Source organism: Levilactobacillus sp. FUA 3915, from assembly GCF_044053135.1.
GTDB classification, from domain to species: domain Bacteria; phylum Bacillota; class Bacilli; order Lactobacillales; family Lactobacillaceae; genus Levilactobacillus; species Levilactobacillus lanxiensis.
In genome coordinates this window covers 2691303-2707610 of sequence record NZ_CP168704.1, presented here as the reverse complement: position 1 = coordinate 2707610, position 16308 = coordinate 2691303, and the positions used below count along the sequence as shown (strand labels likewise).

Below are 16308 nucleotides of genomic sequence, written 5' to 3'. Positions count from 1 at the left end.
TTGCGACAACTCTATATACTATTTTAGCTGATTGTGCTTATAAAAGCTAGTAAAATGCCTATTTCTCTAGGATTCTTTTTCTTGGATGATTTCTGCGATCTTATCAGCGACCTGTTCGATGCTCATAGACGTAGTATCCAAGCGGATTGCGTCGGCTGCCTGGGTCAATGGTGAAACCTTCCGAGTGGAATCTTTTCGGTCCCGTTCTTCGATTTCATACTTCAAAGTTGCCAGTGGTGTGTTGATTCCCTTGGCCGCATTGTCCTTCAACCGCCGTTGGGCCCGTTCGTCCACGCTGGCGACCAAGAAAATCTTAACCTCAGCCTTGGGCAAAACCGTCGACCCAATATCCCGACCGTCCATCACAATGCCACCGGCATCCGCAATTTGCCGTTGCCGTTCCGTTAATTCGGCCCGGACAGCTGGCAATGCCGAGACGGCCGACACAGAATTGGTGACGTCCGGTTGGCGAATCGCCAAGGTGACTTCCGTCTCATCAACGAAAACCTTTTGAACGGGGGTACCCGGTTCAAACCGAATCGTGATTTGATCCAATAACTGCTTGACCGCAGCTTCGTCGGTCAACCCGACGCCAGCTTGCAGCACCTTCCAAGTAATGGCCCGGTACATGGCACCGGTATCACAGTAGATGTAGTGGAACCGTTGGGCAACGATCTTAGCGACCGTACTCTTCCCTGCGGAAGCCGGCCCATCGATAGCCACTTGTAAACCTTGTTTCTCCATGACAACCAAACTCCTATCAAATAGTTTTAAAACTTAGCGAACCCGTAGCTTCTGTCCCGGATAGAGGGAAGAACCGGAAGACAGGCCGTTTAATTCCAATAATTTTTGGACAGAGATTCCCGCGTTTGTTGCGACCCGGTAAACCCCCTGCCCAGATTCAACCGTGGCGTACTTAGAACCAGCCGCCGCACTACTACTGGTTGCGGCACTGCTACTATGACTGCTACTGGTAGTCGTGCTTGATTCAGTGGCTGAACTGGTGGTAGCCGAAGAACTGCTAGTCGTCTTAGCCGAACTAGCAGTTGTGGTTGAAGTTGTTGATTTCTTAGGTGAGCTCGTCGTGGTCGCTGAAGAAGACTTCTTAGTAGAAGCTTTCTTTTTGTGACTGGAGCTCTTGGCCTTACTGGATGAGCTGGAGGAACTTGCCGCCACCTTTTCCGTATTTTGTGGCCGATTGACAGCGCTTTGACGCGCCAAGCCGTAAACCAATGAGGCCGCAGCAATAACCACGATAATTGCCACCAAAATGACCGTTACCATGGTGTTACTGTGGTTTTGCCGCCGCATCTTCGTTCGTGACAGGTTCCCCTGATCGTCCCGATCATCGGCAAACGATTGATCCCACGGGTGGGACTCTTGTTCCTTCGACGTTTGATCGTCACGCTTCTGACTCATCATCTAACCTCCCTGAAAAACTTTCACCCGTAATTGTACCACGTACCGTACCATTTCGATAGCTATAATTGCTGAAAATGTCGGCGTCGCGGCATTCTTTAGAACTCTCTTAACGATGTTTACAGATTTTTAAGCCTTGTAACGGACTCTAGGCCCTAAAAATTAATCAACGCTTTAAAATAACCGGGTCAACCGCTCCTGCCACCCAACCGTGGCCGTTGGCGTCAAAACTTCTGCCTGACGTGTCAGGTCATGGGCCGCCAAATTCAAGGGTACATTACCGGGGGCGCAACAGGCGTCATCATGTTCGGGTGGTTCCTCGTCAAAGGCTTGCAGCCACTTCTCCCGCAAACAGGTCGGCGACTTCGCGTACGCCAACATCTGTGATAGCGCATGGTTCCGCTCCCGTTCTCGGCTAGCAAATAACCGCGTCACGGCAGCCTGGCTAATCCCATGATTGCGATAGAACGCCAACAGGTGAATCTGCGGGTCGTCGGCCGCAAAGCTGGTGGGATGCGCGTAATAGCGCTGAATGGTGTCCGGTTCCGGTCGATTGGACTGGCCCAGGGCTAAGGGCAACTGCTCATCACCCGGCGCGTACAGTAAAATGGCCACACTAGGCTGACCGTCCCGACCAGCGCGCCCGATTTCCTGGGCATAGCTCTCTAGGTCGGCCGGCAGATGATAGTGAATCACGAACCGGACATTATCCTTATCGATACCCATGCCAAATGCGCTGGTGGCGCAGATGACATCCAGCTGGTCAGCCATGAACTGCTGCTGAATCTTGAACCGATCCTCGGCATCCAATCCCGCGTGGTAGGCCGCCGCCCGCACCCCGGCTGTCTGTTGCAGCCATAACGCGGTATCGCTAGCCTGTTGCTTGCTGGAAAAGTAGATGACGCCGGGGCGCTGTAAATGTTTCACTAAATCCAGTAATCGGGCCTGTTTGGTTGCCTCGTCTGCCACGTTCTCCACATCCAAGAAAATATTTGGTCGATTAACCGATTCGGTCACCACCTGAGGCGTGCTCCGCAGCTGCTTGGCAATCTCCTGGCGGGTCTGCTTCCCCGCCGTGGCGGTCAGCATCAACGTTAACGGTCGATTAAGCTTCTCTCGGATTGCGCCCAATAGTAGATACTCCGGCCGAAAATCCGGTCCCCACTGAACGATACAGTGGGCCTCATCAATCACTAACAGACTGATAGTAACCTGGTGTAACCGGTCAAGCATCTGGGGCTGTGACAGCATTTCTGGGGATAAAAATAAAAATTGCAAATCGTTTAAGTGATTTAAAATATGCAGCCGTTCCCCAAATGGGGTCAACGAGTTAATGGCTGCGGCCCGTTTGAAGCCGTTCATCCGCATCCGGTCGACCTGGTCGTTCATGAGTGACAATAAAGGCGAGACAATCAGGACGCACCCCGGATGGCGGTAGCCATAGAGCTGATAGATCAAGGTTTTACCGGCCCCGGTCGGCAGAATTGCCAGGGTATCCTGGCCCGTCTCTAGGCTTTCGAGGGCCGCGGCCTGCCCCGAGCGAAAGTGGTCGAAACCGAAAACCCGCTGTAGGCTGGCCGTCAACGTTTCCGTCATGCTGTCACCTCCTGTTTGATCCGCCAAATGGCGTAGAGCCGAAAATAAAAGAAATCATACCGGTCCTGCATTGCCTGGGGCAGCGCGGAATACTGCCAGTCATCCAGGTTCCCCTGGACGGCGGCCTGAAAATCCGTGCGCACCGGCTGGGGGAGCACGCTATCGTACGGAAAATCGGTCAGCGGGAGCATGATTGCGGTCTCTAGCAGATGCTCACGAACCGTGCTCAGTTTGATCTGACGGCGGTTGGCCACTTGCTGCAAATCACCGCCCGCAGACACCGCGGCCAACGTTTCTTCGGCACTCGGTGAGATGGGAACCCGCCAGAGCGGTGCCAGCAAATCATGCAGCGGATGCTCAGGGTGACGCGCATCCCGGGCAATCTGCGTGACGCCATCGAACTGACGTAACCGGACTTGCCAAAGCGTCGTTTGGTGGGCCAGTGCCAGTTGGTCAAGGGTCAGCCCCGGTTGGCCAAAACCCGTAAACTGGTCGGTCATGATGTCAGCCGTACTGGCCGGCAATTGTTCGAGACTGGCCACCAATGCCTGAAACAGTGATGACGCCAAGGTTGGTCCCTTAGCGCTGTGAAACCATTGTCGCACATGTTGCCGGGTTTTCTGGTCGGTCGCTAGCGGATAGTAACGGGCCGTACTGTGGGCATACTGAGAGGTCACTTGAACTGCTAACAACAGGCGTTGCCGCGCGGCCATGATGTCTAAATTCACCCACTGATCGACCGTTTGGGGCTGATACGTCGGCGTCTCGGCCAATGCTTGGGCGCCCTGATCCGTGAGCCGTAGCGTCTTTTGTTCGGTATCGACCGTCAGCCAATGGCGGCGTTGCAGCTCCTGCACGGCATCGTCGAGACCACCGCGGTCCAACTGTTTCGCCAGGTTCAACAGTGGCAACAGGTGATAGCGTTGCCCCCAATAGAGGGTCGACACCGTTTTTTTGCCGCGCAAGAGATTTTCAATCACACGAATTCGCCGGTCCTGTTTGGCACTCAACAACTGGCCTAAATCACTCGCCTCCACGGTAGACCCTCCTCTCACTTTTAAAGTCTTTATCCAGTTTACCATAGAAAAAGGACCGGCACGTGGCCGGTCCTTCGTTTCGAAAAATTTGTTAGTGACGCGGTTATGAGAGCGTGTGCTTGGCCAACCAAGGGGCCATTCGGCGACTCAATAGAATGAACAGGATGCCCAGGATAATTCCCTTCAATAGATTAAACGGAATAACTCCCAGCAAAATCAACTTGTTCACGGGCAGACCGAGCGACATGCCCCAGACCTTTAAGTAAAGGGGCGTAATGACCCACCAGTTGGCTAAGGACAAGACCACCGTCAGCGTCAGTGTCCCGACGATTACGGCAACAATTTGCCGTTTCAATCCGGGTTGCGCGTCGCCCTGCTTATGTTTCAGCACATAGCTGATTGGCAAAATGTAGGCGATATCCGCAATGAACGCCGTGAGCACCCCGATGAAGTTGACGATATCCAGGCCGGTCGACACGAAGTAGAGTAATTCCTTCACGGCCGCAATCATCACCGCACCCGCGGGGCCAAATAAACTCATGCCCAGCAGGACGACCAGATCACTTAGGTCGAGCTTCATGTACGGCACAATCGGAATAATTGGCACCGATACAAACATCAACACGTAAGCGACACCGGCAAACAGTGCCATCTCGACCATCGAACGAACATTCAACTCATTGTGACTATTTTCCATGATACCTGTTCCTCCTTGCGGCCATCTCGTGACAAAACCATAGAAAAAGGTCCTGCCACAGAAGGGCAAGACCTTGGGTTTTACGTAAATGAGTTTGCGCAAAAAGCAATGTCTCATCTTCTGCATACCAGACTATACTGTCGGTCTCGGAGTTACACCGAATTCACCGCTTGCGCGGGTCGCGGACTTTAACCGCCGGTCGGGAATTCCACCCTGCCCTGAAGATGAACCTAAATTTAATTACAAACTTAATATACTAAGATTTTATAAAGCTGTCAACCGCTTACTTTAAATTAATCCGGTTAACCGTCGGAGCTCTTTAACTTCTTCAGGCTTTAAATGCCGCGACTCACCAGCATTTAACCCCTTTAACGTTAAGAAACCGTACTGCTCCCGCTTTAATTTTTCAACGGGTAAGCCCACGGCCGCCAACATCTTCTTGACTTGATGATTCTTCCCTTCGTGAATCGTCAAGGACACAATGGCCGTCTTCTTTTTGTCATCCACACTAATGATTTTGCCCTTAGCCGGTGCGTAGGTTTCCCCTTCGACCGTCATACCCTGACGCAAGCTCTTCATCTCGTCGTTCGTGGGAATGCCCGTGACTTTGGCAATATAAGTCTTTTCGACCTCATACTTCGGATGAGTCAAGCGGTTCGCCAGCTCGCCATCATTGGTCAATAGCAAGAGACCCGCCGTATCGTAATCCAACCGGCCGACCGGGTAGATGCGTTGGCTGATGCCTTCAACCAGGTCGACAACGGTCTTGCGGCCCTTGTCATCGTTGGCCGTTGAAATGACACTCCGCGGCTTGTACATCAGAATGTAAACGGGCGCTTCCGTCGTCACGGGGACCCCGTCGACCACGATCTTATCGTGTGCACCAACCTTGGTGCCCAGTTCAGTGACCACCGTCCCGTTGACCCGGACGCGGCCACTCATGATTAATTTTTCTGATTGACGTCGTGAAGCGACCCCGTCGTGGGCCAAAACTTTTTGTAAACGTTCCATAGTTAGGTTTCATCTCCTGATTGGTTGAGCTGTTCGTTGAATGCCTGTAAGAACAGGTCACCGCCGTCCGCTTCGTCACTAGTACTAGGCGTGGCTGCGGCTGGTAACGGCGGTAGATCCGCCAACTTTTCTAAGCCGAAATAGTCCAGGAAGTAGGCACTGGTCCGGTACAGCTTGGGACGACCGGGTTCATCTAGTCGGCCCGCATCTTCAATCAGCCGGCGCAAGACCAGCTTCTGAACCGTCGAGGCGCTCTGGACCCCCCGAATCTCATCCACTTCGATGCGGGTAATCGGTTGGCGATACGCAATGATGGCCAGCACCTCTAAGGACGCCGGTGACAGACTCGTGCTCAGCGGATTTTCAAAATAGTGTTTGATGACGTCCGCGGTCGCTTCCTTGGTGACCAGCCGGTACGTAGTGTCGTTGACCATGAGTTCCAAGGCCGAATCGGCATCGGCGGCGTACTTTTGGGCCAACTTCTCCAGACTGGCGAGAATGGCTGGCCGCATCAGTCCCGTCGCGGCCGCTAAATCCGCAACCGTAATGCCCTCGTCACCGCTGACGAATAGCAGGCTTTCAATCTGAGCTAGGGGTGACATCGGTGGCGTACCTTCCTTCCATTTGTAAAAAGTTCACTTGTAACGGTGCCAACCGTCCGGCCTGTTGTAAGCGGACCTGGCGTTGACGCGCCAGCTCTAGCACGGCCAAAAAGGTGGTGACGATTTCTTCCATGACCGGCTGCTTAGCCAGCAGGTAGTCAAAGGCCACTGGCCCCTTGGCTTGCCGCAAACGTCCCAGCACCGTGGTCATTTGGGCCTTGATGGTGAAATGTTCTTGGTGAATGCTTTGCGTCACTGGCTTGGCAACCATGGCCCGGTGGATCAGCCGACTTAACGCGTTTTGTAGGTCACTCGGCTGAATGCCGGGCGCCACGGTCAAGGCGACCGAGTCGGGCACGGCCATCGCCGGCCGGGTAAAGTGTTGTTGCCGGTCGACGGCCCGCTGCTTCAGCTCCTGAGCCGCCTGCTTATAGCGTTGGTATTCCAGTAATTGGTTGACCAGCTCTTCGCGGGGGTCGCCCCCGTCGTCTTCATCGATGGGCTCCACCGTCTGAGGCTTAGGCAACAGCAATTTGGCCTTAATGGCCATCAGATTTGCCGCCATGACAAAATATTCACCCGCAATATCCAACCGTAACGTCTGCATCTGGTGCAGGTAGGTCAAATATTGGCTGGTAATGGTACTGATGCGGATATCATAAATGTCCATTTCATTGGTTTTAATTAGATGTAACAGTAGGTCTAATGGGCCCTCGAAGTCACTGACCTGAATCAGTGGCTGGCCGTTCGTTGTGGCTTTGTCCATGGTGATACTCCCATTTTGCAATAATCTTGGCGGTGGTTAAGGTCCCCATCAAACGTTTGGTTGGGGCCGCCGTCGCGAGTTGGTCTAACATTTGCCAGGTGTTGCGCGTCAGTTGCTTGTCTGGCATCAGTGTGATCAAGCGGACAACTAAAAAGTCGCCCTGACTCTCGGTACCTAACGCCCCGGCAAAGTCATCGTTTTCGTCCTTCCACAAGTACAGGCACCGGTCATCGCCGCCCTGATACCAGGCTAGCTCGCGTTGGAGCCGGTCCCAGTCCTTGAAGTTGGGTAATAGACTGAGCAGGCCCATCGCAATTTTTTGATAATCGCTACGATATTTAAGTAGCATGGTCCCCCTCCGTTCAACGTCCACCTACTCTACCACACTATGCGCGTGGATGGTACTGGTCATAGACATTTAGTAGGCGTTTCTTTGAAATATGCGTATAAATTTGCGTGGTGGTGATATCCGCGTGGCCCAGAAGTTCCTGAACGACCCGCAGATCCGCCCCGTTTTCTAAAATGTGCGTGGCAAAGGAATGCCGCAGTGTATGGGGCGTCACGTCCTTTTGGATGTCCGCGAGCCCGACGTAGTGCTTGATTTTTTGCCAAATAGCCTGGCGGGATAGCCCACCACCGTGTCCATTCAAGAACAGGTAGGGACTGGTCCGCTGCTTCAGCAGGACCGGCCGGCTATCTTGTAAATACCGGTTGATCCAGTCTGCCGCCACGTCCCCGATGGGAATGATCCGCTCCTTATCGCCCTTACCCAGGGTTTGAATCAGCCCCATCTCCAGGTGTAAGTCGACCAGTTTCAAATGGACCAGCTCGCTCACCCGCAAACCCGTAGCGTACATGACCTCTAAAATGGCCCGGTCGCGCAAACCGTACTTGTTACTGGTATCGGGGGTCGCTAGCAGGCGGTCAACCTCGGCCACCGTTAACACGGCCGGCAAATGCTGCGCGTGCTTGGGCGCGGCCACATTGGCCATCGGATTATCCGTTAGCTGATGCGTCTGCACCAGGTAACGGTAAAACTTCCGTAGGGCTGACACCGCGTGAATCACGGAGTTGCGGGACTTGCCGGCAGCCGTTTGGGCACTAAGGTAAGCCATAATCTGTAGGCGGTCAACTTGTTTAAAGTCGGCAATCTTTTTCGTCGTTAAATATTGACTAAAATTCCGCAGTTCCTGCGTATAGCTGGCCACAGAATTCGCCGCTAAGCCCTGTTCCACCGTTAGGTAATGGGCAAAGTCGGCTGTTTGGTTCTCTAATACCGTCATTCACCCACCTCCTTAACAGGGTTCTTACCAGCCGCCTTACCGGGCAGAAAAAATGAACCGGAACGCGGTGGGCGGACGCCCGGAGCCAAAAAGCGGTCTCCGGGCTTACTTTGAGCCGCCAAGCGTCTCAAAGATACCAATTCTCTAAGTGGCAAAGCCACCAAGAGAATTCCCACGGCTGAGTTCATTTTTTCTGCCCTCACGGCTAAGACAGTGAGAACCCCATTACACGCCTAACCTCATCTATTCTAAACTATAACTCTATAGCCACACACGGCTGGGCCCATTTTCACCCGCCCTGCGGCTCATGTTCAGTTAGTTCACACTTACTCTTGCCAATGAACTCTGACAGTGATTAAGTATGAGCACGACTAAACTTTTTTGAACGACTTGAAAACCAGCCAGTTATTCCGCTGGTTCGTCCGTCTTTTCCGTTGTGGCTGCGCTTTGGTTTAACCAGAGGGCACCGTCGTGCTGGGTGATTTGCCGGTCCTTTAACAAGTGACCGATGGCCCGCTTGAATTGACCCTTGCTGATGCCGAAGTAGGCCTTGATGGCTGCGGGGTCTGACTTGTCGCTGAAGTCCAGCTTGCCGTCGTCCGAGTGTTGGAGTGCGGCTAATAACATGGCTGAATCGTCATCGATGGCCTCGTAGGTCCGGGGACGCAGGGATAAGTTCAGGGTGCCATCGTCGTGAACCCCAATGACCCGGGCATGTAGCTCCTCACCCAGACGGGGTTCCGTTTCCCGTTCTGACGGGTGAATGAAGCCCAATTCAAAGTTATCCGTGATGACCCGGGTCCCCACTAATTTTAATTGGTAGGAACGGGCAGTCACGTTGCTATTTTGCATCTTTTTCTTAGCGGGTTGCGCAATGGCCTGGTAAACGTCACCATCGGCCAGCACACCCCAGAGCCGTTGCTTGGCGTCTTCACGCAAGGCAATCAGCAGCTTGTCACCCTGTTGGGGCCACAATTCCATGATATCTGGTAGATCATCCAGGGAGACCACGATATCCTTGTTGGGCAGACCAATATTCACGAACACGCCTAACGTCCGTTGGCTCCGAACGACCGTGCCCAGACCATAGTGGTCAATTTGGGCATCCGGGGCGTCCCGGGTAATCTGCATGTCGTGATCTTCATTTTCATAGGCGAATCCTTTGAAAATTGAGCCCAACTTCAAAGGCTTTTTGATTTCTGCTTTGTCTAACCGAAAAGTTGTGCCAGAAACCTGAACGTAATAATCCTTTTCGTTTTCATCAGTAACTTTTCCCGCGATGATGCGGCCTAATAGTTCTTCCATAATCTCCTCAATTCTACTGGTTTCCCAGTCTACCGGTCAAAAGTGTCTAACCTTTATTTTACACGGAAACGCCCGAACTAGCGAGGATTAATCTGACAAAATTGTTTAAGTTGTGTGCGAGCAGTTGTGGTTGTCGGGTCGACTCGTACTCTAACGCTAGCAAACTTTCTGGACAGCAAAAAAGGACCCCCGACAGAGGGTCCTTTTTAATAACAGGTTTATCTCAAATTAAAGCGCGTTGGAAGCACCGTGGTAAACGATACCGCGACGTGAGTCAACGGTGATCAATTCGCCATCGGAGATCTTGTCGCTGGCACCAGTAGCGCCAACGATAACAGGAATCCCCATAGAAATCCCAACAACAGCAGCATGAGAAGTCAACCCACCGTTTTCAACGATAACGGCGCTAGACTTTTCGATAGCTGGCAAGTAGTCTTTGTCGGTGTTCTTAGCAATTAAGATACCACCTTCAACGACTTTGGCGTTGGCTTCAGCAGCGGTGTTGGCAATGATTGCCTTGCCGATAACTGTGTCGTCACCGACACCTTGGCCTTGAACTAACTTTGAGCCGATCAATTGGATCTTCATCAAGTTAGTCGTCCCGCGTTCGCCGACTGGCACACCAGCGGTGATCAGGATTAAGTCGCCTTCCTTAGCTAAGCCCGTTTCAACGGCCTTGGCTGCAGCCAGGTCAAACATTTCATCAGTGTTTGAAGGCTTTTCGGTAACGATTGGGTAAACACCCCAGTTGACCATCAAACCACGACGGGTCCGGTCGTCAAAGGTAACAGCTAAGATATCAGCATCTGGCCGGTACTTAGAAATCATCTTAGCGGTGTAGCCACTTTCAGTTGCAGCAACGATGGTCTTAACACCAAGTTGGTTAGCAACACGAGCAACGGAAGCACCGATAGATTCAGTAACGTCACCGTTATCGAAGTCTAAGTTGTCACGACCAAAGTCCTTCAAAGCATTTTCAGCCTTGATGTCGATCCGGTTCATCGTAGCAACGGCTTGTACTGGGTATTCACCGTTAGCACTTTCACCAGAAAGCATCGTTGCGTCAGTACCGTCAAAGACAGCGTTGGCAACGTCAGATGCTTCGGCACGAGTAGGACGTGGGTTTTCTTGCATGGAGTCCAACATTTGGGTAGCGGTGATAACTGGCTTACCTAAGATGTTGCACTTCTTGATCAAAGCCTTTTGTACCAAAGGCACGTTTTCCGTTGGAATTTCGACACCCATGTCACCACGAGCAACCATTAAACCATCGGAAACCTTGATGATGTCATCAAAGTTGTTGATACCTTCTTGGGATTCGATCTTAGGGAAGATTTGAACGTGTTCCATGTGCTTTTCTTCGAGGAGTTCACGGATGTCCATGACATCTTGTGGCTTCCGAACGAATGAAGCAGCGATGAAGTTGATTTCGTGGTCCAAACCAAAACGAATGTCATCGGAATCCTTTTCGGTGATCCCTGGTAAGTTGATGGAAACGCCAGGAGCGTTAACACCCTTACGGGAACCCAGAACACCATCGTTTTGAACAGTGACAACTAATTCCTTAGTTGCTTCGTCCTTCTTATCAACGACAGTGTCTAATAAACCATCATCGAATAAGACGTGGCCGCCTTCGTGAACGTCATCGTATAAGCCAGGGTAAGTAACAGCAATCTTTTCCTTGGTTCCTTCGAGTGAGTCGTCCATGGAAATCCGGAATACGTCACCAGTCTTGAAGTTGAGCTTACCGCCCTGTTCAACAGTGGTCCGGATTTCGGCACCCTTCGTATCCAACATGATACCAACCGTCTTACCAGTAATCTTTTCAGCCTTGTGAACGTTCTCCAAACGGCCGAGGTGTTCCTCGTGGTCACCGTGTGAGAAGTTGAACCGGAAGATGTTGGCGCCGGATTCGATCAACTTAACAATCGTATCAACGTCAGTACTTGCAGGACCAAGGGTACTTACGATCTTGGTTTTCTTCATTAGAAAAATCTCTCCTTTAGAATTGGCACGAAACAATTTTCAATAACTTTAGTCAAATTAAGACTCACAAAAAGTTTCGGCACAAATTTGATTCCAAAATTATTCTATCACTTTTGAAAATTAATGTCGCCTTTGTTTACCGATTTTTCGCCGATTGTTCATATTTTTTCAAAGTAAGCGCTTTCCCCGGGCCGGCGGGCCTCAGGAAAGCTTAAAACCTGCTGATTTTATAATCAACAGGTTATTGAATGGATAAATAGCGCTTTATTGTCAGACCAATCAAGCAACTAGACCAATCGGTTTGCCCACTGAATGGGGACATCCCCCACCGTTCGATCATCCCCGGTTTCCGACAAAACGTAAGGATTTCTTAAGTTCCATCATTATCCGCGACATCCGCGACGAATCGCCTATTCCGTCACGGGAATGGTAAATCCGAGACTGGCGATGTCTGCATCAAACGTCTTGACCGTATCCACGGAGACCTGGACGGCTGGCGTCCCAAATTTGGCGAGCTTGGCTAAGATCTTGGGTGGCACGGTGATGATGTCGCAGCCGGTCTGTTCGGCCTGAACCACGTTAAAGACTTCACGGGTGCTGGCCCATAACAATTCGACGTGCTCCTTGGTGTGGCAGAGTCCAGCGGCTTGCCGCATCAATGGCAAGGGATCGACACCCGTGTCGGCAACGCGCCCGGCAAAGACGGAGACGATGCCCCCGACCTTAGCGTTCAAGGCGTCGACGGCTAACTTGACCTGAGTGAGCGTCGTGATGGCCGTCACGTTGACTTGGACCCCGGCGTTAGACAATTCGCGAATGACCGCGGCGTTGTCCTCACCGTTGGCCCGGATGATGGGTACCTTCACGGCGACATGTTGGCCTAAGCCGGCTAAGACCTTGGCCTCGGCGAGCATCCGGTCGGGGGTGTTGCCAAAGACCTCAAAGCTGATCGATTGGTCGGGGAACGTGGCCACGGCCTTTTGGGCAAAGGCTAAGTAGTCGGTAATCCCAGCGGCCTTCATCAAGCTTGGGTTCGTGGTGAACCCCGTGACCAGTCCCTGGGCCGCCACGGCCTGCATATCGGCCAGCTTGGCCCCATCAGCGTAAATCTTCACGTTTAAATCCATCAAAAAAACCTCCAGTTCTCTATTTGTTAAGCATTGGTATAATCATACTAAAGCCTACACAAATAGTCTAGAGGTATTTTTATTAAAATTGGTCTATTCGTTTTGCAAAACCACATTGCCCGTCCCCATCAGCTGTTCCAGGGCGGCTTTTAACTGCGCATCCCCCGGTAACCACTGGCTTTTGGGCAAGACGCGTTTGGTATCCGTCTGGGGTTGGTACACGATGACGGGCACCTGACCGGCATGACCGGACAAGAATTGGGCCAGCTGTCTGGCTACCGACCGGTCATCATGATTGACGTCCACGCGAATGAACCAGCGGGCGCCCATCGGTAACGTCGGCTGCTTGGGTTGCGGCGACGAGCTAGACTGTGACGCCGACTGCTCACGAACCGGCATCTCCTCGGCTAGGGTTACCTGGTCGGCCACAATCTGCAAGCCTCGCTGTTGTTCGACCTTCCCCCGCACGACAATTACCTGGTCGGTCTTCAACCAAGTACTGACCTGCCGGAATTGATTGGGAAAGATGGTGACACTCACGTCGGCCGTCTCGTCACTTCCGGTCACGAAGGCCATCGGTTCGCCGCGTTTGGTCCGAATCGTCCGAATCTTAGTCACATAGAGAATCGTGGCGACCCGGGCATTCACGGTCAGATCACTAATGGTCGTCGCGTGGAGTTGCTGAGCAAGCGCCTGGTACTGCGCAACGGGATGGCCCGAGAGGTACGCCCCCAAGACGGCTTCCTCATTGCTGAGCTTGGTCATCAAGTCGAGGTCCGGCACCGGTTTGATCTTCGGCGCCAACGCGGCAAATAGCTCGACGTTATCGCCAGAGAGTTCCACGGTACTGATGAATTCTGGCAAGGCGGCCAGGAGTTCCGCACGGTTATGGCCGAAATGGTCGAAGGCCCCGGCGTAGACCAGTGCGTTTAACAAGTCCGTCTTGCGATACTTGGCATCGATGCGTTGTAAGAATTGGTGGAGATCCTTGAACGGGCCATTGTCGTGGCGGTCGGCTAAGACCTCCCGCAAGAAGTCGCGGCGGACCCCCTTGATACTGCTTAACCCGAAGATGACCGCATCCCCCTGTAAGTTGAAGTAGGCCGTCGAGTCGTTGATGTCCGGTGGGAGCACGGTCACCCCGTGGCGCTTGGCCTCGGTCAAATAGGCCTTGGTCTTGACCGGCACGTTGATCACCGAGTTCATCAAGGCCGCGTAGAACGGTCCGGGATAGTGGGCCTTCAGGTAGGCCAGTTGAAAGGCTAATTTACTATAGGCCACCGCATGGGAGCGGTTGAACCCATAGTTAGCGAAGCGGTCCATGTAGGCAAAGACCTGTTCGGCGACCGCTGGGGCATAGCCCAACTGTTGCGCGCCGCTCACGAACTTCTTTTGCATGGCGTCCATGGTCTGCTTTTTCTTCTTGCTCATGGCTCGCCGGAGCAAATCGGCTTCCCCGAGCGTAAAGCCCCCCATGGCGGACGCCACCTGCATGACCTGTTCCTGGTACACTAACACGCCGTAGGTCGGTCCGAGGATGGGCTTTAAGACTGGCGCCGCATAGGTCACCTGTTCCTTGCCGTCCTTCCGACGAATGAAGGTATCGATGTTTTCCATGGGTCCCGGTCGGTACAGGGCGTTGACCGCCGCGACCAGTTCGAAACTGTTGGGTTTGAGCTGCCGCAGGACCCGTTTGATCCCGGATGATTCGAATTGAAAGACGCCGTTGGTCTCCCCCTGGGCAAATAACGCTAATGTCGCGGCATCGTTTAAATCGATTTGATTCAGGTCGAGCGCACGGCCCGTTTGCTTCTTGACTAGGGCCAACGTATTGGCGAGAATGCTCAGGTTCCGTAATCCCAGGAAGTCCATTTTTAATAGACCGACCGCCTCGACCGTATCCTTGGGGTACTGGGTCATCAGCAGGTCTTCACTCCCCGGCTGCAGGGGCACCAGGTCCGTCAACGGTCCCTGGCTCAACACGATGCCGGCCGCATGGGTCGAGTAGTGCCGGGGCAAGCCCTCGAGCTTTTGGGCCGTCTCAAATAACAGGCGGTTCTTCTCACTGTCGGCCACCAGGTTACGCAGCTTTTGTGACTGATCATAGGCTTCCTTTAGCGTGATGTGTAGCTGTGGCGGAATGGCCGCGCTCCAGTCACTCATGGCATACGGTGGCATCCCCAGCACCCGGCCCACGTCACGCAACGCAGCCTTGGTGGCTAGCGTCCCGAAGGTAATGATCTGGGCGACACGGGTATGGCCGTATTTGTCATGGACGTACTGCAAGACCTGTTCCCGGCGGTTATCCGGGATATCCAGGTCGATATCGGGCATCTGGGCCCGTTCCTCGTTTAAGAAGCGTTCAAATAACAGGTCATAGGCCAACGGGTCGACCTCGGTAATGGCTAGGACGTAGGCCACGAGGGAGCCGGCCGCCGATCCCCGCCCCGGTCCGGTCTGAATGTGGGCCTGGTGGGCGTAGTTCATGACGTCCCAGACAATCAGGAAGTAGTCATCAAAGCCCATTCGGTGAATGACCCCTAATTCGCGTTCTAAGCGTTCCTGGTAAGGCTGGCTATCCGTGATGGCATTCTGGACTAGGCGGCGTTTGAGCCCCGTTTGGCAAAGCTCACGCAGGTAATCCTGGGAGGCCTGCTGATTAGGCGTGGGAAATTGGGGTAATTGCGGCTGCTGGAACTTCAGGGTCACGGCCGTTTGTGCGGCGAGTTCCCCCGTGGCGGTTACCGCATCCCCCAGACCGGCGGCTTCAAACCGCGCGGTCTCCTCGGCGGCCGGGCGTAACCAGTGGGTCCCCAGCGTCTCTTGTTCGGCGGTCGGGTCCGTTAACGTCGCCCCGGCCCCGATGGCCCGCAAGACGGTCACGGCAAAATGGTCGTCGCGGTCCAGGTACTCGACCGGTGCTAACGCCACCAGGGGGACCTGCGTGGTCTGCGCCAACGTGGTCAAGGTCTCGCGCGTCGCCGTCGGTATTTCTGGACTAATCCCTAAAGACAGGTGGGGGTCTAAGCCCTGTAGCTGGTGCACAACGCGTTCGGCGGCCGTGACGTCACCCGCGGCTAGGAGCTGATGAATCTCGCTATCTAGGGGCGCAATCAGGTCCAAATGACTCAGGTTGGTGGCTTGTTGGGTCAGGTCGACCGGGCCTTCTGCGACCTGGTAGGCCGTGGAGAGCTGCATCAACTGCTGATAACCGGTAAAGTCCTGGGCGATCAGGACCCAGTCGTGCGCCTGGGGGGCGTCACTGATGCCCTGGGCGCTTAACGTGAGACCCAACAGGGGTTTGATTCCCGCTTGTTGGCAGGCGTTGTAAAAGGCCACGACCCCGTACATGACGTTATGGTCGGTAAGTGCTAAGGCCGAGTAACCCCGATCCTTGGCCGTCTGGACCAGTGCGTCGATGCGGTTCGTGCTCTGTAATAAACTGTAGGTGCTTAAGACTTGTAACGGTACAAACATCC

At 53.4% G+C, this 16308-nt stretch carries 14 protein-coding genes and 1 riboswitch; all 14 genes read right to left on the bottom strand.

The window, feature by feature from the left end; all coding sequences use genetic code 11:
- Positions 1-66: 66 nt before the first annotated feature.
- On the bottom strand, positions 67-744 hold the full coding sequence (gene cmk, locus ACEPST_RS12510; protein ID WP_203645661.1) for a (d)CMP kinase: 678 nt from the start codon (positions 742-744) through the stop codon (positions 67-69).
- Positions 745-777: 33 nt separating this feature from the next.
- Positions 778-1419, bottom strand: a complete 642-nt coding sequence (locus tag ACEPST_RS12505) for a LysM peptidoglycan-binding domain-containing protein (RefSeq protein ID WP_204121634.1) — start codon at positions 1417-1419, stop codon at positions 778-780.
- Positions 1420-1593: 174 nt separating this feature from the next.
- Positions 1594-3015, bottom strand: a complete 1422-nt coding sequence (locus ACEPST_RS12500; protein ID WP_204121633.1) for a RecQ family ATP-dependent DNA helicase — start codon at positions 3013-3015, stop codon at positions 1594-1596.
- Complete coding sequence (locus ACEPST_RS12495; RefSeq protein WP_395390947.1) at positions 3012-4052, bottom strand: helix-turn-helix domain-containing protein; 1041 nt, start codon at positions 4050-4052, stop codon at positions 3012-3014. The genes ACEPST_RS12500 and ACEPST_RS12495 overlap by 4 nt, the downstream gene beginning before the upstream one ends.
- A gap of 103 nt (positions 4053-4155) precedes the next feature.
- Entirely contained in the window at positions 4156-4749 is a 594-nt protein-coding gene (locus ACEPST_RS12490) for an ECF transporter S component (RefSeq protein WP_204121631.1), read from the bottom strand.
- 111 nt (positions 4750-4860) lie between these two features.
- Positions 4861-4979, bottom strand: a riboswitch (FMN riboswitch).
- Between the two features lie 58 nt (positions 4980-5037).
- On the bottom strand, positions 5038-5760 hold the full coding sequence (locus ACEPST_RS12485; protein ID WP_203645646.1) for a pseudouridine synthase: 723 nt from the start codon (positions 5758-5760) through the stop codon (positions 5038-5040).
- Positions 5761-5762: 2 nt separating this feature from the next.
- Entirely contained in the window at positions 5763-6362 is a 600-nt protein-coding gene (gene scpB / locus ACEPST_RS12480; RefSeq protein WP_203638126.1) for an SMC-Scp complex subunit ScpB, read from the bottom strand.
- A complete protein-coding gene (locus tag ACEPST_RS12475; protein WP_203638125.1) occupies positions 6340-7128 on the bottom strand; it encodes a segregation and condensation protein A in 789 nt (262 codons plus the stop codon). The genes scpB and ACEPST_RS12475 overlap by 23 nt, the downstream gene beginning before the upstream one ends.
- On the bottom strand, positions 7082-7477 hold the full coding sequence (locus tag ACEPST_RS12470; protein WP_203638124.1) for an N-acetyltransferase: 396 nt from the start codon (positions 7475-7477) through the stop codon (positions 7082-7084). The genes ACEPST_RS12475 and ACEPST_RS12470 overlap by 47 nt, the downstream gene beginning before the upstream one ends.
- A gap of 37 nt (positions 7478-7514) precedes the next feature.
- Positions 7515-8411, bottom strand: coding sequence for a site-specific tyrosine recombinase XerD (xerD, locus tag ACEPST_RS12465; protein WP_204121630.1), 897 nt, complete (start codon positions 8409-8411; stop codon positions 7515-7517).
- A 405-nt stretch (positions 8412-8816) separates the two neighbouring features.
- Positions 8817-9716, bottom strand: a complete 900-nt coding sequence (locus ACEPST_RS12460) for a S1 RNA-binding domain-containing protein (RefSeq protein WP_204121629.1) — start codon at positions 9714-9716, stop codon at positions 8817-8819.
- A gap of 228 nt (positions 9717-9944) precedes the next feature.
- On the bottom strand, positions 9945-11702 hold the full coding sequence (gene pyk / locus ACEPST_RS12455) for a pyruvate kinase (RefSeq protein WP_125762713.1): 1758 nt from the start codon (positions 11700-11702) through the stop codon (positions 9945-9947).
- Between the two features lie 410 nt (positions 11703-12112).
- Positions 12113-12829, bottom strand: coding sequence for a transaldolase (locus ACEPST_RS12450; RefSeq protein WP_204121628.1), 717 nt, complete (start codon positions 12827-12829; stop codon positions 12113-12115).
- Positions 12830-12922: 93 nt separating this feature from the next.
- Positions 12923-16306 carry a DNA polymerase III subunit alpha gene (dnaE, locus tag ACEPST_RS12445; protein ID WP_204121627.1) on the bottom strand — a complete coding sequence of 1128 codons (3384 nt, stop codon included), beginning with the start codon at positions 16304-16306 and terminating at the stop codon, positions 12923-12925.
- Positions 16307-16308 lie beyond the last annotated feature (2 nt).